The following is a 19,332-nucleotide window of genomic DNA, read 5'->3' as shown; positions in this document are numbered from 1 at the left end:
TATAGAGGGCGATGGGAATCGTGTCAGCCCAAGCGGCGGAACAAGATCAGAACATGGCGCTTTTCGCGCCGCTGTCCAGCCTGCCGCTGCCCGAGGAAAAGGTGAAGCGCCTCGCCCAGGCGGTGGAAGGCGGGCGCGTGATCGACCTGCTGTTCCATTTACCGGAACGCTATCAGGACAGGCGCAATTCTAACCCGCGCGAGGGCGAGGTCGCCACCCTCCCCGTGCGCGCGCATCGCGTCTGCCCCCCGCGTGGGCCGTCCCAGCCCTGGGTGGTGCAATGCGAATCCCCTGCGGGCGCGCTGGACCTGATCTATTTCGGCCGGCAGCGCTGGCTGGGTGCCTGGCTGGAGCGGCACTTCCCGGAGGGCGCCGAGCGGCGCGTCTCGGGCAAGATGAAGCTGTTCCGGGACCGCTGGCAGATGGACGCGCCGGACTACATCAGCCCGCCCGATGTCATCCCCGGGGTGCAGCCGGTCTGGCCGCTGGTGAAAGGGCTGGGCCAGAAGGATGTCGCCAAGGGCATGACGGCGGCACTGGGCAGCCTGCCCGTGCTGCCGGAATGGCATGGCGGCGCCTTGATGGACCGCCGCCGCTGGCCCAGCTTCGACGAGGCCCTGTGCCTGCTCCAGGCCCCCAGCGAACCTCCCGAGGACACCCCGCGCGACCGCCTGGCCTATGACGAACTGCTGGCGGGGCAGATCGCCATCGGCTTGGTGCGGCGGACAGTGATGCGCCGCCCGGGCCGCCGCCTGGTGGGGGATGGCCATCTGCGGCAGGCAGCCCTGGCCGCCTTCGGCTTCCCGCCCACCCCGGCGCAGGTCAGCGCCCTGGCGGAGATCGACGCGGACCTCGCCGCTCCCACCCGCATGCTGCGGTTGCTGCAGGGCGATGTCGGCGCCGGCAAGACCCTGGTGGCGTTGCTGGCCATGCTGCGTGCCGTGGAGGCCGGCACCCAGGCGGCCCTGATGGCGCCCACCGAGTTGCTGGCCCGCCAGCACCTGCGCACCTTCCAGAAGCTGGCGGGCGCGGCGGGCGTGGAATGCGTGCTGCTGGCGGGATCGGTGAAGGGCAAGGAGCGCAAGCGGGTGCTGGCCGGGCTGGCGGATGGCTCGATCCCGCTTGTGGTCGGCACCCATGCGCTGATCGAGGAAGGCGTGGTCTTCCAGGACCTCGGCCTCGTGGTGGTGGACGAGCAGCACCGCTTCGGCGTCTCCCAGCGGCTGGCGCTGACGGAGAAAGGCACCACCGACGTGCTGGTGATGACGGCCACGCCCATCCCGCGCACCCTGCTGCTGACCCAGTGGGGCGAGATGGCCACCAGCCGCCTCGCCAGCCGCCCGGCCGGGCGGCAGCCCATCGTTACCCGCATCATCAGCCGCGACCGGCGGGAAGAACTCACGGCCCGGCTGCGCGCCGCCTTCGCCCAGGGCCACCGGGCCTACTGGGTCGTGCGTGCCGTGGAGGAAGGCGAGCGCCACGACAATGTCGCGGCCGAGACCACCTTCACCGAACTCGCCGCCATCTTCGGCGACAAGGTGCGGCTGGCCCATGGCGCCCAGAAGCTCGATGTGCGGGAAGCCGCGTTGCAGGACTTCGCCGCCGGCCGCGCCCAGCTTCTGGTGGCCACCACGGTGGTGGAGGTCGGCGTCGATGTGCCCGAGGCCACCATCATGATCATCGAGCAGGCCGAGCGCTTCGGCCTGGCCGCCCTGCACCAGTTGCGCGGGCGCGTCGGGCGCGGCTCGGCACAATCCTTCTGCCTGCTGCTGCCTTCCGCCGAACTCAACGAATCCGAGCAGCGCCGCCTGGCGGTGTTGCGGGACACCGAGGACGGCTTCGTCATCGCCGATGCGGACCTGGAATATCGCGGCGGCGGCGATGCGCTGGGGGTGCGGCAGGCCGGGCATATCGGCCGGCGGCTGGTGGACCCGCAGCGCCATGGCGGGCTGATCAAGATGGCGCACAAGGATGCCGAGCTGCTGCTGCAGAAGGACCCGGGCCTGTCCTCGCCGCGCGGGCAGGCGGCGAGATTGCTGCTGCAGATCTTCGGCCATGACCTGACCCTGGCGCCGCTCGCCGCCGGCTGAGACGCTTCGATACCAGCCTGGGGGTTGCAAAGGCCCTGCCCCGGTATAAACCCGCCGGGCGCCTTTTTTCTGTGCAGGGGTTTCGCGGCTTGCCTGACTTGATCGAGATCGACCGCCTCAGCAAACGCTTCGGCGCCTTCACGGCCGTGGACGACGTATCCTTCCGGGTCGCCAAGGGCGAGGTATTGGGCTTCCTCGGCCCCAATGGCGCCGGCAAATCCACCACGATGAAGATGCTGGCCGGCTTCGTGACCCCCAGCAGCGGCACCGCCCGCATCTGCGGCGAGGATGTGGTGGACAACCCGGTCGCCGCCAAGCGCCACCTGGGATACCTGCCGGAAGGCGCGCCCACCTATCCCGAGATGACGGTGGAAGCTTTCCTGGCCTTCACCGCGCGCCTGCGCGGCTATCGCGGCAGCGAGATGCGCGACCGCGTGGCCCATGCCATGGGGCTGACGACGCTGGAAGGTGTCCGCCTCCAGCCCATCGAGACACTGTCCAAGGGCTTCAAACGCCGCGTCGGCCTGGCGCAGTCGCTGCTGCACGATCCGCCAGTGCTGGTGCTGGATGAACCCACGGATGGCCTCGACCCCAACCAGAAGCACGAGGTCCGCAGGCTGATCAAGCAGATGGCGCCGGAGAAGGCCATCATCATCTCGACGCATCTGCTGGAGGAAGTCTCAGCCATCTGCACCCGCGCCATCATCATTGCGCGCGGCACCGTGCTGGCCGATGCGACGCCGGCGGAACTGGCGCATCGCGGCCCCTCGCTCGATGCCGTCTTCCGCGACCTGACCATGCCGAAGGAGAAGGCGTGATGGGCGCTACCCTCACCGTCGCCCGGCGCGAGCTGGCGGGCTATTTCGCCACGCCCGTCGCCTATGTCTTCATCGTCATCTTCCTGGTGATGTCCGGCGCGCTGACCTTCACGCTCGGCAATTTCTTCGCGCGCGGTACGGCGGATCTCTCGCCCTTCTTCGGCTTCGTGCCCTGGCTCTTCCTGTTCCTGGTGCCGGCCATCACCATGCGCCTCTGGGCGGAGGAACGGCGCCTCGGCACCATCGAATTGCTGCTGACCCTGCCGCTGGCGCAGTGGCAGGCCGTGCTGGGCAAGTTCCTGGCGGCCTGGGCCTTCTGCGCCATCGCGCTGCTGCTGACCTTTCCGCTGGTGATCACGGTCAACTACCTCGGCAAGCCGGACAACGGCGTCATCGCCGCCGGCTATGTGGGCTGCCTGCTGGTGGCCGGCGCCTTCCTGGCAGTGGGTGCGGCGATCTCGGCCCTGACGAAGAACCAGGTCATCGCCTTCGTTCTCACCGTCGCCATCTGCTTCCTCTTCACCGCCGCCGGCAGCCCGGTGGTGACGGAGTTCCTGTCCGTCCGCATGCCGGTGCTGGCGGAGATCGCGCGCGGCCTTTCCATCAACGACCGGCTGGGCGGCTTCTCGCGCGGCATCGTCTCGGTGCCGGATCTGGTGTTCTTCGCCAGCTTCATCGGCTTCTGGCTCTTCGCCAATGCCGTGATCGTCGACCATCGCAAGGCGGATTGAGGCCATGAGTGCGACCACCCATACCGCCGCCCGCCCCGGCTCCCGCCGCCTGCTGACCTCGGCCGGAGGGCTGGCGGCCGCCGCCGTCCTGGCCGTCAGCGTCAATGTGCTGGCGGAACGGCTGCTGCCGAATGCCCGGCTCGATCTGACGGAACAGCGCCTCTACACCCTCTCGGAAGGCACGAAGCAGGTTCTGGCGGGGTTGAAGGACCCCATCACCCTGCGGCTTTTCTACACGCGCAGCCTGGGCAGCCAGGTGCCGGTCTATGGCGCCTATGCCGACCGCGTGCGGGAGATGCTGGAGGAATACGCCGCCCTGTCCGACGGCAAGGTGAAGCTGGAATACCTGGACCCGGAACCCTTCAGCGAAACCGAGGACCGCGCCCTCGCCTATGGCATCCAGGGCGTGCCGATCGACCAGTCCGGGGAGCAGGTCTATTTCGGCCTGGCCGGCACCAACCTGCTGGATGACGAGCGGGTGCTGCCCTTCATCCAGCCGGACCGTGAGCGCTTCCTGGAATACGACCTGACGCGACTGGTCTATGACCTTTCCAGCCCGAAGCGGCCGGTCATGGGCATGCTCTCCGCCCTGCCGCTGAACGGCGACCCGCGCGCCATGATGATGCGCCTGCCCGGCGGCGGGCAGCCCTATGCGGTGGCCAACCAGTTGCGCCAGTTCTTCACGGTGAAGGACGTGGCCAGCGACGCCCAGGTGATCGACCCGGACATCCAGGTGCTGATGGTGGCGCAGCCGCAGGGGCTTTCCGACGCCACCCTCTACGCCATCGACCAGTTCGTGATGCGCGGCGGCAAGCTCTTCGTGCTGACCGACCCGCATAGCGAGGGCCAGGGCAGCCGCCCCGGCCCCAATGGCCAGCCGCCCTCCAATACCTCCTCCAACCTCGACCGCCTGCTGAATGCCTGGGGCATCGAGACGCCGACGGACAAGGTCGTGCTGGACCTGCGCGGCGCCTGGCGGGTGCGCGCGGCGCCGACCGACCGGGTGCAGGCGGTGGATTACCTCGCCTGGTTCAATGTCACCGGGGATTCGCTCAACCATTCCGACGTGGCGACGGCGGACCTGCAGCAGGTCACCTTCGCCTCGGCCGGCGAGGTGCTGAAGAAGCAGGGCGCTGGCATCGAGATGACGCCGCTGCTGACCAGCGGCCCCGATGCGATGCTGATCGACGCCAAGGCCGTCAAGGAGAACCCGAACCCGTCGCAGATCCTGGCCGGCTTCAAGGCCGGCGGGCAGCGGCATGTGCTGATGGCCCGCGCGCGCGGCATCCTGGACACCGCCTTCCCCGACGGCCCGCCCGCGCCGCCTGAGGGCGCCGCCCGTCCCGCCGACTTCCCCGCCCACCGGGCGCGCAGCGATGGCCCGGCCAATCTTGTCGTCGCCAATGACAGCGACCTGTTGGAAGACCGTTTCTGGGTGCGTACCCAGGATTTCTTCGGCCAGCAGGTCGCCACGCCGTTTAGCGACAATGGCGCGCTGATCTCCAACCTTGCCGATACCCTGGCGGGTGGCGATGCGCTGATCGGGCTGCGTTCGCGCGGCGAATCCCTGCGGCCCTTCGGCGTGGTGGACGATATCCGCCGCAACGCGGAGGCCCGCTACCGCCAGACCGAGCAGACCCTGACGCAGCGCCTGGAAGCCACGGAGCGCCGGCTGCGCGAGCTGCGCCAGGGCACGCCCGGCACTGGCGACCGTAATCAGGCGCAGAACGCCGTCATCACGCCGGAGCAGCGGGCCGAGATTGACCGTGCGCGGGCCGAGATCGTTTCCACGCGCAGCCAGCTTCGCAATGTGCAGTTGGAACTGCGCCGCGATATCGAGCGGCTGGAGACGACGCTGCGCATCCTGAACATCGCGCTGGTGCCGGCCTTGTTGACGCTCTTCGCCATCGGTCTCGCGCTGGTCCGGCTGCGCCGCCGCAGCGCGGCGCGGGCGTGAGGGAGGACCACCCATGAAACGTCGTCCCCTGCTCCTGCTCGGCGGCACCGCCGTGGTGGCCGCCGCCGCTGCCATCGTGCTCGGCCCCCGGGGCCCCGGCACGCCGCCCGAGAGCAGCAGCGCTCCGCTTATGTTCCAGAACCTCGCCGGCCGGCTGACGGGCGCCGCGCGCATCGAAGTGCGCCAGGGCGGCAAGTCCGTTGCTGTCGCAAAGCGCGATGCGGAATCCTGGGTGCTGCCGGACATGCAGGACTACCCGGTGCGGCCTGAGAAGGTGCGCGAATTGCTGGTGGGCCTGACGGAGCTGCGCCTGACCGAGCGCCGCACCAATGATGCCGCCATGCTGGACCGGCTGGGCCTGGAAGACCCCGCCGCCGCCAATGGCAGCGCCGCCCTGCTGCGGGTGCTGGACGGCAAGGGAGACCCAATCGCGGAACTGGTGGTGGGCCGCCGCCGCATGCGCACGCAGGGCGGCGTGCCGGAAAGCGTCTATGTCCGCCGCCCGGCCGAAACCCAGGCCTGGCTGGCGGAAGGCCGCCTGCCACTCGATGCCGACCCACAGCTCTGGATCGATCGCGACCTCGCCAATATCGCGCGGGAACGCGTGCTGAAGGTGGAGGCTACCCGCCTGGGCGAGCCGCCGCTGGTGCTGACGCGCGGCGAAGGGCCCGACGGCGTCCTGACCGTGACCACCCCGGCGCAGACACCGCCGCTGGAGGAGGGCAATGTCGATGAGGTCGGCCGGGCCTTCGAGTTCCTGACACTGACGGAAGTGCGCAAGGAGGCCGCCGCACCGGGCCAGCCGCTTGGCGAGACGCGCTTCACGCTGACGGACAACCTGACGATCACCGCCTCCGGCCACCAGGATGGCGAGACCATCTGGATTCGCCTCGCCGCCGCCGGGGACGACGAGGCGGCGCGGCTGAATGCCCGCTGGCGCGGCTGGGCCTACAGGGTGGCGGAATGGAAGGCCAAGGCACTGCTGCCACGGCTGCAGGACATGCAGAAAGCCGAGGCGCCCGCGCCCGCCGCCACGCCGGCGGCGCCGGCGAGATGAGCAGCCGCGAATATCCCGACCGCCCCTGGATCGGCATCGGCCTCGTCGCCTTCCGGGGCGAGGATGTCCTGCTGGTGCGCCGGGGCAAGCCCCCGCGCATGGGTGAATGGTCCGTGCCCGGCGGCGCCCAGGCGCTGGGCGAGCCAGCGGAGGACACCGCCCGGCGCGAGCTGCGGGAGGAAGCCGGCATCGAGGTCGGCCCGCTGGTCCTGGCCGGGGTGGTGGATGCGCTGGACAGCGACGCGGCGGGGCGCACCCGCTTCCACTACACCATCATCGACTTCGCGGGTGAGTGGATCTCGGGCGAACCCGTGGCGGGCGACGACGTGACGGAAGCGCGCTGGTTCTCCCCTGCCGAGTTACCAGGGCTGGGGCTCTGGTCTGAGGCGCTGCGGGTGATCGCGGAAGGCCGGCGCCGCCTGGATGAGCAGCGCCGGGGCTGAAAGCGAAAGACCCACCTGCTTTCAGAGGTAGAGGTTCTCGCCTTTGATATCGGTGTAGAGGGAGGAGACGAACTCGCCATAGCCGTTGAACAGCTTGGTGGGCACCTGCTCCCCGCTGCCGAGCAACCGCTCCCGCGCCTGGCTCCAGCGCGGGTGCGGCACCTCGGGGTTCACGTTGGCCCAGAAGCCGTATTCGGTGTTCTGCAACTTCTCCCAGAAGCTGACCGGCCGTTTGTCGGTGAAGGTGATGCGCGTGATCGCCTTGGCCGACTTGAAGCCGTATTTCCAGGGAAAGAGCACCCGCATCGGGCCGCCGTTCTGCGGCGGCACCGGCTTGCCGTAGAGGCCCACGGCCATGAAGCACAGTTCGTTGCCTGCCTCGGCGATGGTGCAGCCTTCCTTGTAAGGCCAGGGATACCAGCTCTGCCGCAGGCCCGGCATGACGGAGCGGTCCGCCGCCGTTTCGAAGACGACGTATTTGGCGCTGGAAAGCGGCGCGGCCATCTTGAGCAACTGGGACACCGGAAAGCCGGTCCAGGGCACCGTCATGGCCCAGGCCTCGACGCAGCGGTGCCGCAGCACCCGCTCCTCCAAGCTGATGCGCTTCAGCAGATCGTCCAGGCCGATCTCCTGCTCCTTCTCCACCATGCCGTCGAGCTTGATGCTCCAGGGGCTTTGCGGCATGCGCTGGGCGGCGGAGGCGATGTTCTTGCTGACACCGAATTCGTAATAGTTGTTGTAGTTGGTGGCGTCCTTTTCCGGCGTCAGGGCGCGGGCGGGCTCGAAGCGCGGGTTGCGCATCGCCGCCATGCCGGCGGCATCCTGCGCCAGGGCAGAGCGCCCCAGCGCCCCCGCGGCCAGGATGGTGCCAAGGCCTAACGCGGCCTTGCGGCGGCCCAGCACGAGGTGCTCGGGCGTGGCAGCGGATTCGGGAAGTTCCCATCCGCGACGAATATGAACAGGCATTGCCATGCTCCCTGGCCTACCTTCCAGCATGTAGGACAGCACGGTGGTAGCGCCAGGGTGCGTTACGTTCAGCGACGCGACGGCAGGACCGCGAGAGGCGGCTCGCTTCCCTCCACCCGCACGGCATGCAGCCGGTAGCGCTCGGCCTCGATGCCATCCCTCGCCCGCACCACCTCGCCCGCAGGCTGGGCATCGGGCCAGAGCGGCGGGCCGCTTCGGCGCCCGCTACGGATCAGCAAGCCAGTCTGGCCAGCGCGCGGCGCCGGCAGGTCGAACAGGTCCCAGCGGTCCCCCAGGGCCACCACGGGCGTGCCGGGCGGCAGGTGCAGCGCCAGTTCACTGGCCAAGCCGTATTCCTCGGCGGCGACGAACTGGGCGCCCTGGGCGCGCCGGGCCTGCTCGACACTGGCGGCCAGGGCTGGCCAGCCGCCAAGGCGGGCCAGGGTCGGGTCGTTCCGCCGGGGCAGCGGGATGGGCGAGAATGCCGCCTGAACCAGTACGGCCACGGTCACCACGGCGCCGAAGGCGATGCCGGCCTGCTTCCAGCGCCGCCAGCCGGGGCCCAGAAAGGCCGCCGCGGCGATGCAGGCGGAAGGATAGAGAATGGCGGGCCAGTTGCCCTGCACGCGGCTGCCGGTGGCCTGCCACAAGAAGAGCAGCGCCGAAGGCACCGTGACGCAGACCAGCAGCCCGGCGGCGGCATCGCGCTGCCGCAGCCACGCGCGGCAGGCCAGGGCTGTGCCAACAATACAGAACAGGAAGATCAAGGGCGTTGCCAGGGCTGCCTGACCGCCGATCAGCTCGCCAAGGTAGCGCAGGCTGGAGCCGGTGCTCGTGCTGCCGGCGCGCCCGCCCTGCTTGGCGAAGCTGACCCAGGCATGCTGGGAATTCCACCAGATGACCGGCGCAAAGCAGAGCAGCGCGATGGCGCCACCAGCCCAGAGTTGCCAGCGCAGCAGCCAGCGCCGCATCGTCGGTTCCGCCGCCAGCCACAGGATAACCCCGAAGCCGAGCAGCAGCGCGGTGTATTTCGACAGCAGCGCCAGCCCGGCCAGCAGGCCGAAGACCAGCCACCAACGCCCGTCTCCACTGCGGTAAAGCTCCGCGACGGCCCAGAGCGCGGCGCACCAGAAGACCAGCAGCGGCGTATCCGGCGTCACCAGAACGGCACCGGCGGAGAAGAGCAGCGTCGCGTTCAGCAGTGCCGCGGCCCAGGGGCCGGCGGAGCGGCCAGGAAACAGCGCCTCCGTCGCCCGTGCCAGCAGGATGGAGGCTGCCGCCACGCCCAGCGGCCCCAGCAGGCGGATGCCCAGGCCGGTATCGCCCGCCAGCGCCGTGCCGGCAGCGGTCCAGAGCGCCACCATGGGCGGATGGTCGTAGTAGCTGGGCGCCAGAGCCCGGCCCCAGACCCAGTAATAGGCCTCATCCGGCGAAACCGGCAGCAGCACCGCCGCCGCCAGCCGCAAGGCGGTCAGCGCCAGCAGCGCCACCACCCAGGGGTTCCTCATCGTGCGCGCCACACCAGCGTCGCCGAAACCGCGTAGTTCCAGACGCCGGTCAGCAGGGCACCGGCCGCGCCGGCCCACCGCCATGCCGCCAGTTCATCCCGCAGCAGCAGGTCGGCGACGCCCACATTGGCCGCCGCACCAAGCCCGCAGACGACGTAGAAGAGAATCAGCCCGCGCCAGAGCTTAGGGCCGCGCAGCCTCACGTCACGGTAGGTGATGCGGTTATTCAGCCAGAAATTGGCGGTCATGGCCACGAAGGTCGCCACCCACTGGGCATTGACGAAGGGCATGAAGCGGATGGCCACGCCCAGCACCGCCAGATGCACCAGGATGCCGAAGCCCCCCACCAGCGCGAAGGACATGAAGCGCAGCGGCAGCAGGCCGCCCAGCGCCTTGTCCAGCAGCAGGGCCAGGAATTCCAGCAGCACAGCGGTATCCAGCTTGGAATCGCCGGCCACGCGGGGGCGGAAGGTATAGGGCACCTCCTCCACCCGCAGCTTGCGGCCGGCGGAGAGCAGGATATCCACCAGGATCTTGAAGCCGCGCCCGGTTAGGCGGGGCGCCAGTTCCTCAAAGATCGGGCGCGGCAGCATGAAGTAGCCGCTCATGGGGTCTTCCACCCGCACCGGCAGCATGGCGCGGGCCAAGGCGGTGCCGCCCTCGCTGATCCGCCGCCGCAGGGGGGAGAAGCCTTCCGCCGCCTCCCCGCCCGGCACATGGCGGCTGCCGATGGCGACATCGGCGCGGCCGGAGCGCAGCGCCTCCAGCATTCTCGGCAGGATGGTCTCATCGTGCTGAAGGTCGCCGTCGATCACCGCGACATAGGGCGCGGAGGAGGCCATCATGCCTTCGATGCAAGCGGAAGCGAGCCCCCGGCGGCCGATGCGGCGGATGCAGCGCACGCGTTCATCCTGCTCCGCCAGCCGGCGTGCGATGGCGGCGGTGCCGTCCGGGCTGTCGTCATCGACGAAGATGACTTCCCATGCGATGCCCTGCAGCGCGGCTTCAAGCCGCTGGGCCATAGGGATGACGTTCTCGGCCTCGTTGAAACAGGGCACGACGATGGTGAGCAGAGGCGGCATGTTGCCGCCGTGCTTACCCTTCCTGCGGCTGCGCCGCCAGCCACCTAAGGCATGCGCATGACCAGGCGGATCAGGCTGGCCACCAGGCCGACAGTCGCCACGCCCGCCAGCCAGAGCACGAAGAACCAGCCCAGGCGGCGCAGCATCAGTGGTAGCCCTCGCCGATCCGCACCTTCCCGCGGAAGAGCCAGTAGGTATAGCCGGTGTAGCACAGGATGATCGGGATCAGGATCGAAGCACCGACCAGCAGGAAGAGCAGGGAGCTGGGAGAAGCTGCCGCGTCCCAGATGCTGATGTCCGGCGGCACGATATTGGGCCAGAGGCTGATGCCCAGCCCGGTATAGGACAGAAAGAACCAGCCGAGCACGCAGAGGAAGGGCACGCCGTCCCGCCAGCGGAAGCTGCGGCCGGTCGGGTCATGGGGGGCCGAAGCCTCCCGCGCGGCCGTCGCCGGTAGGGCTCGGAAGAACAGCCAGGCCAGCAGCAGCACCAGCAGCGGCACCGGGGCGGCGCGCAGCATCCACGGCATGGAGAACCAGCGCTCATAGAAGGCCGGCTGCAGGAGGGGCATGATCATGCTGACCAGCGCGATGCAGCCCAGGGTCGCGAAGCCCAGCACACGCGCCACGCGCCGTGCCTTGGCGGCGATATCGCCCTCGCTGCGCCAGATCAGCCAGCAGGCGCCCAGCAGGCCATAGCCGATGACCAGCGCCAGCCCGGTCAGCAGCGAGAAGGGCGTCAGCCAGTCCCACCAACCCCCGGCGTAGCTGCGGTTCTCCACCCTGATGCCCTGCACCAGGGCACCCAGGGCGATGCCCTGGCAGAAGGTGGCGAGGTAGCTGCCCCAGCTGAAGGCACGGTCCCACCAGGTCTGCCCCCACGCCGTTTCCGCCTTGAAGCGCATCTCGAACGAGACGCCACGGAAGATCAGCGCCAGCAGCATCAGGATCAGCGGCATGTAGAGCGCGGGGAGAATGGTGGCATAGGCCAGCGGGAAGACGGCGAAGAGCCCGCCTCCCCCCATCACCAGCCAGGTCTCGTTGCCATCCCATACCGGCGCCACGGAATTCACCATGACATCCCGCTCCTCCTTCTCCTGGAACCAGGGAAAGAGGATGCCAAGGCCGAGGTCGAAGCCATCCATGCAGACGTAGAGGAACACCGCCGTGGCGATGATCACGGCCCAGATGAGCGGCAGGGATTCTTCCATCGTCCTGGCCTTCCTCAAGAGCGCTGCTGTTGCGGGCGCGGATCGGCGTCGTGGTGTTGCAGCTGCGGCGGGCCCGGGGTGATGCCGGCGGTGCGGATAGGCTCGGCATCCTTCGGCCCACGCTCCGCGTCATGCGGCGAATGGGAGAACAGCTTGAAGAGGTAGAGCACGCCGGCGCCGAAGACGATGAAATAGACCAGGATGAAACCCAGCAGAGAGGCCCCCACCGCCGGCGCCTGGAGTGGAGAGACGCTGTCGGCCGTGCGCAGCAGGTTATAGACGGTGAAGGGCTGGCGCCCGGCTTCGGTCGTGATCCAGCCGGCGATGACGGCGATCAGCCCCGCCGGCCCCATGGCCACGGCCGCGCGATGAAAGAGCGGCGCGGTGTAGAGGCGCCCGCGCCAGCGCAGCCAGAGCGAGACCACGCCCAGCAGCGCCATCAGCGTGCCTATGGCCACCATGATGCGGAAGGACCAGAAGACCAGCGGCACGTTGGTTGGGCGCTGGTCGGCCGGCACGTCCTTCAGCCCCGGTGTCTCGCCATTCCATTCGTGGGTCAGGATCAGGGCGGAGAGGTGTGGGATCTCGAAAAGGACCCGCGTCTCCTCCGTCGCCATGTCGGGCTGGCCCAGCACGATCAGCGGCGCGCCGCGCTGCCGTTCCCAATGCCCTTCCATGGCCGCGACCTTCTGCGGCTGGTACTTCAGCGTGTTCAGGCCATGGAAGTCGCCGATCACGATCTGGATCGGCGCGACGATGGCCGCCATCCACATGGCCATGGAGAACATGATGCGGGTGCGCGGGTTCCGCTCATCCCGCAGCAGGTGGAAGGCCGCCACGCCGCCGACGATAAAGGCCGTGGTGAGGTAGGCGGCGGTCACGGTATGGGCCAGGCGGTAGGGGAAAGACGGGTTAAAGATGATGGCCCACCAGTCGGCTGGCATGAAGCGCCCATCGGCGGCGATGCTGTAGCCGGCCGGCGTCTGCATCCAGGAATTGGCGGACAGTATCCAGAAGGAGGAGAAGAGCGTGCCCACGGCCACAAGCAGGGTCGCCAGGAAATGCAGCTTCTTCCCGACCCTCTCCAGCCCGAACAGCATGATGCCGAGGAAGCCGGCTTCCAGGAAGAAGGCGGTCAGGACCTCATAGGCCATCACAGGGCCCAGGATATTGCCCACCTGGTCAGAGAAGCGCGCCCAGTTGGTGCCAAACTGGTAGGACATCACGACGCCGGACACCACGCCCATCGCGAAGGCGATGGCGAAGACCTTCAGCCAGTAGCGGAAGAGGTCGAGGTAATGCGACCGCCCGGTATAGAGCCAGAGCCCTTCCAGCACCGCCAGGAAGCTGGCCAGTCCAATGGTGAAGGCGGGAAACAGGAAGTGGAACGAAACGGTGAAGGCGAACTGAAACCGCGCCAGGTCAAGCGCCGAGGGTAGCCAGTCCCAACCCATCGCAAACCTCCACCGAGCACGCCATCACTGGCGGGTTGCGATGATAATGGAAGCGAGATGGGAGCGTTGCGGCGGCATGCCGCCAGCGCAAGGAAATGTGCCCGGTGGGACTCGAACCCACGACCCCATGATTAAAAGTCACGTGCTCTACCGGCTGAGCTACGGGCACAGAATGAAGAAGGCCGATGCGCGGGAGAAACCCTCGCACCGGCCTTCTGTCAAGCCGGAGGCTTCAGAAAAGCCTCAGCCGGCGTCGGCGGCGATCTGCGCCTTGATCAGCTTATCGGCGGGGGCCGGCACCATGCCGCTGCTGCCCTGGCCGCGCTTGATCTTGTCCACCACGTCCATGCCGGAGGTCACGCGGCCCCAGATGGTGTACTGGCCGTCCAGGCTCGGCGCCGGGGCGAACATGATGAAGAACTGGCTGTTGGCCGAGTTCGGGTTCATGGTGCGGGCCATGCCGCAGGTGCCGCGCAGGTAGCGGGCCTTGGCCGGCGGGCTGAACTCGGCGGGAAGGTCGGGCAGCTGGCTGCCGCCGGTGCCGGTGCCGGTCGGGTCGCCGCCCTGGGCCATGAAGCCCTCGATCACCCGGTGGAAGGGCGTGCCGTCATAGAAGCCCTGGCGCACCAGAGTCTTGATCCGCTCCACATGCTTCGGCGCCAGCTCGGGCAGCAGCTGGATGGTGACGCGGCCATCCTTCAGGTCGAGATAGAGCGTGTTTTCCTTGTCGACCGCGCCCTGGGCGGCGGCGTCGTTGGTATCGGTCATCATGATCCCCGTGGCGGCGATGGTGCTGGCGAGAAGAGTGCGTCGCTGCATGCGCGTTTCATTCTCCTGGGTGTTGCTGCACACGCTCCAGCGTGCGTTGCAACGTGAGGCGCGGCACGAAGGTGGAAATATCACCTCCCAACCGCGCGATCTCCTTCACGAAACGGGAGGAGATGAAATGGTTGCCTTCACTGGCCATCAGGAAGAGCAATTCAACTTCCGGGTCCAGCCGGCGGTTCATGCCCGCCATCTGGAACTCGTAGTCGAAATCGGTCACGGCGCGCAGCCCGCGGACGATCACCTGCGCGTCAACCTCATGGGCGAAGGAGACCAGCAGGCTCTCGAAAGGCACGACCTCGATGATGGTGCCGGTCTGCGCCGCGATGATCTCGGCCTCGGCGCGCACCAGCTCCACCCGCTCCTCCAAAGGAAAGAGCGGGCCTTTGCCGATGTTCTTGGCCACGCCGATCACCAGCCGGTCCAGGATACGCGCGGCCCGGTGGATGATGTCGAGATGCCCATTCGTCACCGGGTCGAAGGTGCCGGGGTAGACCCCGGCTCTCAGGCGCGGGCGCGGCTCAGGCATCGGTGCTGTCTGCCTCGTCCACGCCCTGCTCCTCCACCACGGTGAAGCAGGAGGTCACCCGCTCACCATCGTTCAACCGCAGCAGCGTGACGCCCATGGAGGAACGGCCGGTGATGCGGACCTGGTCCACCGGCATGCGGATCAGGCGGCCGTTGTCGGTCACCAGCATCACGTCATCGCCGCTGCGCACCGGGAAGGTGGTCACCACCTCGCGGCCGGTACGCTGCGTCAGGGTGATATTGGCGATGCCCTGCCCGCCGCGGCCAGAGACCCGGTACTCATAGGCCGAGCTGCGCTTGCCGAAGCCGCCATCCGTGACCGTCAGCAAGATTTCCTCGGCATCCTCCATCTCCGCCGCCCTTTCGGCCGGCAGGGCGATGTCGCTGGAAGCCTCGGTCTCTTCCTCGATCTCGGCGCCAGCCTCCGCTTCCTCGGAGCCGTTGCGGCGCTTCTGAGCCGCCAGCTTCAGGTAAGCGGCACGTTCATCCGGCGTTGCCTCGACATGGCGCAGAACGGAGAGGGCGATCACCTCATCCCCCTGCCCCAGCTTGATGCCGCGCACGCCAGTGGAGTCACGTCCGGCGAAGACACGCAGCGTTTCCACATCGGCCATGAAGCGGATGGCGCGGCCCTGGCGGGTCGCCAGCAGCACGTCGTCACCCTCGCGGCAGGTCGAGACGCCGATCAGGCTGTCGCCCTCATCCAGCTTCATGGCGATGAGGCCCGAGGAGCGGACATTCTTGAAGTCGGAGAGCCGGTTGCGGCGCACATTGCCCTGCGCCGTGGCGAAGACGAGGTGCAGGTTCTCCCACAGGCTTTCATCCTGCGGCAGCGGCAGCACGGCGGTGACGCCTTCCTTCTCCTGCAACTGCAGCAACTGGCGCAGAGAGCGGCCACGCGCGGTGGGGCCGGCCTCCGGCAGCTTCCACACCTTCTCCCGAAACGCGATGCCGCGGCTGGTGAAGAACAGCACCCACTGGTGGGTATGCGCGTTGAAGGAGCGCACCACCACGTCGTCCTGCCGCGTCCCCGCCGCGCTGCGGCCGCGCCCGCCCCGGTTCTGGGCGCGAAACACGTCCAGCGGCGTGCGCTTCACGTAGCCATCGCGCGTCAGGGTCACGACCATCAGGCCGGGCTCCACCAGGCTCTCGTCATCCTGGTCGGCAATGCCGTCCACGATCTCGGAAAGGCGGGAGGAAGCGATCTGGCCGCGCACCGCGATCAGCTCCTCGCTCATCAGCTCCATGCGGCGCGGATGCGAGGACAGAATCTCCAGCAGCTCCCGGATACGGCCGGCGACCTCATCCAGCTCGGCGGTGATCTTCTCCTGCTCCAGCCCGGTCAGGCGGTGCAGGCGCAGTTCCAGGATACCGCGTGCCTGGGCTTCCGTCAGGCGCACCGTCTCATTGACCACCTGATTGCCGGCGTCATCCACCAGCGCGAGCAGCGGCGCGATGTCGCCCGCCGGCCAGTCCCGCGCCATCAGCGCGGCCCGTGCGGCGGCAGCATCGCTGCTTTCGCGGATCAGCTTGATCACCTCGTCAATATTGGCGACGGCGATGGAAAGGCCGATCAGCAGGTGCCCACGGTCCCGCGCCTTGCCCAGCCGGAAGCGGGAGCGGCGCAGGATCACTTCCTCGCGGAACTTGATGAAGGCCTTCAGCGCATGGATCAGCCCCATCTGCACCGGGCGGCCCTCGTCCAGCGCCAGCATGTTGACGGCGACGGAGGTCTGAAGCTGCGTGTAACGGTAGAGGTGGTTCAGCACCACCTCCGGCGTCGCGTCCTTCTTCAGCTCGATCACGATGCGCAGGCCGGAGCGGTCGCTCTCGTCCCGCAGGTCGCTGATGCCTTCAAGCTGCTTGGTGCGCACGAGGTCGGCGATGCGCTCGATCAGCGAGGACTTGTTGACCTGATACGGGATCTCGGAGATCGCGATGCAGCTGCGGCCGCCGCGCATCTCCTCCACCTCGGCGCGGGCGCGCAGCACGATGGAGCCACGCCCCGTCTCAAAGGCGGAGCGGATGCCGCTGCGGCCGATGATCAGCGCGCCGGTCGGGAAGTCCGGGCCGGGGATGATCTTCATCAGATCATCCAGCGAGGTATCCGGCTCCGCGATCAGCTTCAGCGTCGCGTCGATGACTTCGTTCGGGTTGTGCGGCGGAATATTCGTCGCCATGCCGACGGCGATGCCGTTGGCGCCATTCACCAGCAGGTTGGGGAAGGCAGCCGGCAGCACGCGCGGCTCTTCCGCGCTTTCGTCGTAGTTCGGCTGGAAGTCGATCGTATCCTCGTCGATCCCCTCCAGCAGGGCCGTCGCGGACTTGGCGAGGCGCGCCTCGGTGTAGCGCATGGCCGCCGGCGGGTCGCCGTCCATGGAGCCGAAATTGCCCTGGCCGTCGATCAGCGGCACGCGCAGCGAGAAGGTCTGCGCCATGCGGACCATGGCGTCATAGATCGCGCTGTCGCCGTGCGGGTGATACTTACCCATCACGTCGCCGACGACGCGGGCCGATTTCTTGTAGGGCTTGTCGTTGGTGAAGCCGTTCTCGTTCATCGAGAACAGGATGCGCCGGTGCACCGGCTTCAGCCCGTCCCGCGCATCCGGCAACGCGCGGGAGACGATCACGCTCATCGCGTAAGCGAGGTAGGAGCTGCGCATCTCCTCCTCGATCGCGATCGGCATCTGGCCTTCGGGCGACGGGATGCTGTCTTCCGGCGGGACGGAGCCGTTGTCGCTGTCGCTCACTTAGTCTTCCTATTGGCAGCGGGTACGGAGGCCGGAAGGGACGGAACCCCTCCCGGCCTCCCCCCGGAATCGGCCTGCTTTATACTATGGCCGCTGCCCGGAGCCAAATCCGGGCTCAGGCCTGCGCCTCCGCCACCGGGGAGCCGCGCTTGAGCACCGCCAGCACCACGCCCGTGAGCACCGCGCCGGCCACGATGGCCACCAGATAGCCCAGCGGATTGCCCACCGCCCCCGGGATGCCGACCACGAAAATGCCCCCATGCGGCGCCCGCAGCGTGCAGCCCAGCCACATCGACAGCCCCCCGGCCAGGGCGGACCCCGCCACCAGCGCGGGGATCACCCGCACCGGGTCCTTGGCCGCGAAAGGAATCGCCCCCTCTGTGATGAAGGCGGCGCCCAGGATGGCGGCGGCCTTGCCGGCATCCCGCTCCTCCTGGCTGAAGCGGTTGCGGGCAATGACGGTGGCCAGGGCGATTCCCAGCGGCGGCGTCATGCCGGCCGCCATGATGGCCGCCATGGGTGCGAAGGTATCCGAGCCCAGCAGGCCCACCCCGAAGGCATAGGCCGCCTTGTTGATCGGCCCGCCCATATCGGCCGCCATCATGGCCCCCAGCAGCAGGCCCAGGAGCACGGCATTGGAGGTGCCCATGCCCTGCAGGAACTGCGTCAACCAGGCCAGGACCGCCGCGATGGGCGTGCCGAGCACGTAGATCATCAGCAGGCCGGTGACCAGCGAGGCCAGCAGCGGGATGACCAGCACCGGCTTCAGCCCTTCCAGGCTTTCCGGGAAAGGCAGCCTGTCGCGCAGGAACCGCGCCACGTATCCGGCCAGGAAGCCCGCCGCGATGCCGCCGAGGAAGCCGGCGCCCACAGCATTGGCCAGCGCACCGCCGACAAAGCCCGGCGCCAGCCCCGGACGGTCGGCAATGGAGAAGGCGATAAAGGCCGCCAGCACCGGCACCATCAGCGCCAGGGCCGATTGCGCCCCGATCTGGAACAGCGCCGCCGGCAGGCTGCCCTGCACCTTGAAGGCGTCGATGCCGAAGGCGAAGGACAAGGCGATGCAAAGCCCGCCGGCGGTCACCAGCGGGATCATGTAGGACACGCCGGTCATCAGGTGCTTGTAGACACCGGGCGCCTGGGTGGCCTTGGCCGGTGCCGGAGCACCGGAAGCCTGCGTCGCGCCCGCCATGGGCGCCGCGGCCAGGGCGCGGTTGATCAGCCCGGGCGCGTCCTTCAAGGCATCGCCCGTGCCGGCGGTGATGAGGCGCTTGCCGGCGAAGCGTGAGGTATCCACCCCCGTATCGGCCGCGATCACTACGGCATCGGCGGTGGCGATCTCCTCGGGCGTCAGGGCATTCTTGGCACCTACCGAGCCCTGGGTTTCCACCCGCATGGTGTGCCCCAGCTTGGCGGCGCCTTTCTCAAGCGCGGCCGCGGCCATGAAGGTATGGGCGATGCCGGTTGGGCAGGCCGTGATGGCCACCAGCTTCTTGCCCTCCGGGGCAGCGGAGGGTACCGGCGGCACAGGCGCTTGTTCAGGTGCCGCCGCCGGAGGTACCGGCACAGGCGTCTGCGGGGCAGCCGGCTCCGGCAGCGAAAGGGCGCGGCGAAGCACCTGCTCCGGGTGACGGATCGCCTCGATCACCGTGGCGGTCGTGACTGGCTGGTCCCGCTCCTCTCCTCCGGCGGCCTCGCCCACAAGCAGCACGGCGTCCACATCGCCGGCGGGTGCGGGACCATCGCCGGTATTCAGGGTTAGCGCGAAACCGGCACGCTGGGCTGCATCGCGCAGCGCCTCGGCCGCCATGGCGGCAAGAGCCGCGCTGCCAGGATAGCGGATGACGCCAAGCAGCCGGGGCGTGCCGGACGACAGTTCAATGGACATCGGCGTGATCCATGGCGGGGGGCGT

16 protein-coding genes and 1 tRNA gene are annotated in these 19,332 nt (G+C 68.5%); 6 read left to right on the top strand and 11 right to left on the bottom strand.

What is annotated here, in order from left to right:
- The first annotated feature begins 53 nt into the window (after nucleotides 1–53).
- The 6 genes from recG to EBE87_RS07185 all read left to right on the top strand — a co-directional run bounded on the left by recG (nucleotide 54) and on the right by EBE87_RS07185 (nucleotide 7,096).
- The gene (recG, locus tag EBE87_RS07210; RefSeq protein ID WP_456316267.1) at nucleotides 54–2,090 is read left to right on the top strand and encodes an ATP-dependent DNA helicase RecG; all 2,037 of its coding nucleotides are present in this window, start codon (nucleotides 54–56) and stop codon (nucleotides 2,088–2,090) included.
- Nucleotides 2,091–2,179: 89 nt separating this feature from the next.
- Nucleotides 2,180–2,908 (top strand): ABC transporter ATP-binding protein, encoded by a 729-nt coding sequence (locus tag EBE87_RS07205; protein WP_120637608.1) that lies wholly within the window; start codon nucleotides 2,180–2,182, stop codon nucleotides 2,906–2,908.
- Complete coding sequence (locus tag EBE87_RS07200) at nucleotides 2,908–3,639, top strand: ABC transporter permease (RefSeq protein WP_120637607.1); 732 nt, start codon at nucleotides 2,908–2,910, stop codon at nucleotides 3,637–3,639. The genes EBE87_RS07205 and EBE87_RS07200 overlap by 1 nt, the downstream gene beginning before the upstream one ends.
- Before the next feature lie 4 nt (nucleotides 3,640–3,643).
- Entirely contained in the window at nucleotides 3,644–5,596 is a 1,953-nt protein-coding gene (locus tag EBE87_RS07195; RefSeq protein WP_120637606.1) for a GldG family protein, read from the top strand.
- Nucleotides 5,597–5,609: 13 nt separating this feature from the next.
- Nucleotides 5,610–6,653: a DUF4340 domain-containing protein gene (locus EBE87_RS07190; protein WP_120637605.1), complete on the top strand. Its 1,044-nt coding sequence runs from the start codon at nucleotides 5,610–5,612 to the stop codon at nucleotides 6,651–6,653.
- Nucleotides 6,650–7,096 (top strand): NUDIX hydrolase, encoded by a 447-nt coding sequence (locus EBE87_RS07185; RefSeq protein WP_120637604.1) that lies wholly within the window; start codon nucleotides 6,650–6,652, stop codon nucleotides 7,094–7,096. Before EBE87_RS07190 ends, EBE87_RS07185 begins: the two co-directional genes overlap by 4 nt.
- A gap of 21 nt (nucleotides 7,097–7,117) precedes the next feature.
- Here the strand turns inward: EBE87_RS07185 and msrP are convergent, their stop codons facing one another.
- The 11 genes from msrP to EBE87_RS07130 all read right to left on the bottom strand — a co-directional run bounded on the left by msrP (nucleotide 7,118) and on the right by EBE87_RS07130 (nucleotide 19,307).
- On the bottom strand, nucleotides 7,118–8,062 hold the full coding sequence (gene msrP, locus EBE87_RS07180) for a protein-methionine-sulfoxide reductase catalytic subunit MsrP (protein ID WP_120637603.1): 945 nt from the start codon (nucleotides 8,060–8,062) through the stop codon (nucleotides 7,118–7,120).
- 68 nt (nucleotides 8,063–8,130) lie between these two features.
- Nucleotides 8,131–9,570 carry a glycosyltransferase family 39 protein gene (locus tag EBE87_RS07175; RefSeq protein ID WP_199707245.1) on the bottom strand — a complete coding sequence of 480 codons (1,440 nt, stop codon included), beginning with the start codon at nucleotides 9,568–9,570 and terminating at the stop codon, nucleotides 8,131–8,133.
- Entirely contained in the window at nucleotides 9,567–10,652 is a 1,086-nt protein-coding gene (locus EBE87_RS07170) for a glycosyltransferase (protein WP_120637601.1), read from the bottom strand. The genes EBE87_RS07175 and EBE87_RS07170 overlap by 4 nt, the downstream gene beginning before the upstream one ends.
- Before the next feature lie 44 nt (nucleotides 10,653–10,696).
- A complete protein-coding gene (locus EBE87_RS07165) occupies nucleotides 10,697–10,798 on the bottom strand; it encodes a DUF2474 family protein (protein WP_120637600.1) in 102 nt (33 codons plus the stop codon).
- Nucleotides 10,798–11,862 carry a cytochrome d ubiquinol oxidase subunit II gene (gene cydB / locus EBE87_RS07160; RefSeq protein ID WP_120637599.1) on the bottom strand — a complete coding sequence of 355 codons (1,065 nt, stop codon included), beginning with the start codon at nucleotides 11,860–11,862 and terminating at the stop codon, nucleotides 10,798–10,800. The genes EBE87_RS07165 and cydB overlap by 1 nt, the downstream gene beginning before the upstream one ends.
- Nucleotides 11,863–11,876: 14 nt before the next feature.
- Nucleotides 11,877–13,316: a cytochrome ubiquinol oxidase subunit I gene (locus EBE87_RS07155; RefSeq protein WP_120637598.1), complete on the bottom strand. Its 1,440-nt coding sequence runs from the start codon at nucleotides 13,314–13,316 to the stop codon at nucleotides 11,877–11,879.
- 96 nt (nucleotides 13,317–13,412) lie between these two features.
- Nucleotides 13,413–13,485 (bottom strand) — tRNA-Lys (locus EBE87_RS07150).
- 74 nt (nucleotides 13,486–13,559) lie between these two features.
- Nucleotides 13,560–14,084 carry a peptidylprolyl isomerase gene (locus tag EBE87_RS07145; protein WP_456316268.1) on the bottom strand — a complete coding sequence of 175 codons (525 nt, stop codon included), beginning with the start codon at nucleotides 14,082–14,084 and terminating at the stop codon, nucleotides 13,560–13,562.
- A gap of 58 nt (nucleotides 14,085–14,142) precedes the next feature.
- The gene (coaD, locus tag EBE87_RS07140; protein ID WP_120637596.1) at nucleotides 14,143–14,670 is read right to left on the bottom strand and encodes a pantetheine-phosphate adenylyltransferase; all 528 of its coding nucleotides are present in this window, start codon (nucleotides 14,668–14,670) and stop codon (nucleotides 14,143–14,145) included.
- Nucleotides 14,663–17,356, bottom strand: a complete 2,694-nt coding sequence (gyrA, locus tag EBE87_RS07135; protein WP_120637618.1) for a DNA gyrase subunit A — start codon at nucleotides 17,354–17,356, stop codon at nucleotides 14,663–14,665. The genes coaD and gyrA overlap by 8 nt, the downstream gene beginning before the upstream one ends.
- Nucleotides 17,357–17,534: 178 nt before the next feature.
- Nucleotides 17,535–19,307, bottom strand: a complete 1,773-nt coding sequence (locus EBE87_RS07130) for a fructose-specific PTS transporter subunit EIIC (RefSeq protein WP_120637595.1) — start codon at nucleotides 19,305–19,307, stop codon at nucleotides 17,535–17,537.
- Nucleotides 19,308–19,332: the final 25 nt, after the last annotated feature.

The sequence above is a fragment of the Teichococcus wenyumeiae genome (assembly GCF_003696345.1).
Taxonomy (GTDB): domain Bacteria; phylum Pseudomonadota; class Alphaproteobacteria; order Acetobacterales; family Acetobacteraceae; genus Pseudoroseomonas; species Pseudoroseomonas wenyumeiae.
This window is presented reverse-complemented; position numbering and strand designations above follow the sequence as displayed.

Bases quoted from the DNA above. Each gene is read 5' to 3' on its own strand.
- recG (WP_456316267.1), top strand. From the start codon at position 54: ATGGCGCTTTTCGCGCCGCTGTCCAGCCTGCCGCTGCCCGAGGAAAAG.
- EBE87_RS07200 (WP_120637607.1), top strand. From the start codon at position 2,908: ATGGGCGCTACCCTCACCGTCGCCCGGCGCGAGCTGGCGGGCTATTTC.
- EBE87_RS07195 (WP_120637606.1), top strand. From the start codon at position 3,644: ATGAGTGCGACCACCCATACCGCCGCCCGCCCCGGCTCCCGCCGCCTG.
- EBE87_RS07190 (WP_120637605.1), top strand. From the start codon at position 5,610: ATGAAACGTCGTCCCCTGCTCCTGCTCGGCGGCACCGCCGTGGTGGCC.
- EBE87_RS07185 (WP_120637604.1), top strand. From the start codon at position 6,650: ATGAGCAGCCGCGAATATCCCGACCGCCCCTGGATCGGCATCGGCCTC.
- msrP (WP_120637603.1), bottom strand. From the start codon at position 8,062: ATGCCTGTTCATATTCGTCGCGGATGGGAACTTCCCGAATCCGCTGCC.
- EBE87_RS07175 (WP_199707245.1), bottom strand. From the start codon at position 9,570: ATGAGGAACCCCTGGGTGGTGGCGCTGCTGGCGCTGACCGCCTTGCGG.
- EBE87_RS07170 (WP_120637601.1), bottom strand. From the start codon at position 10,652: ATGCCGCCTCTGCTCACCATCGTCGTGCCCTGTTTCAACGAGGCCGAG.
- EBE87_RS07165 (WP_120637600.1), bottom strand. From the start codon at position 10,798: ATGCTGCGCCGCCTGGGCTGGTTCTTCGTGCTCTGGCTGGCGGGCGTG.
- cydB (WP_120637599.1), bottom strand. From the start codon at position 11,862: ATGGAAGAATCCCTGCCGCTCATCTGGGCCGTGATCATCGCCACGGCG.
- EBE87_RS07155 (WP_120637598.1), bottom strand. From the start codon at position 13,316: ATGGGTTGGGACTGGCTACCCTCGGCGCTTGACCTGGCGCGGTTTCAG.
- EBE87_RS07145 (WP_456316268.1), bottom strand. From the start codon at position 14,084: ATGACCGATACCAACGACGCCGCCGCCCAGGGCGCGGTCGACAAGGAA.
- coaD (WP_120637596.1), bottom strand. From the start codon at position 14,670: ATGCCTGAGCCGCGCCCGCGCCTGAGAGCCGGGGTCTACCCCGGCACC.
- gyrA (WP_120637618.1), bottom strand. From the start codon at position 17,356: ATGCCGATCGCGATCGAGGAGGAGATGCGCAGCTCCTACCTCGCTTAC.
- EBE87_RS07130 (WP_120637595.1), bottom strand. From the start codon at position 19,307: ATGTCCATTGAACTGTCGTCCGGCACGCCCCGGCTGCTTGGCGTCATC.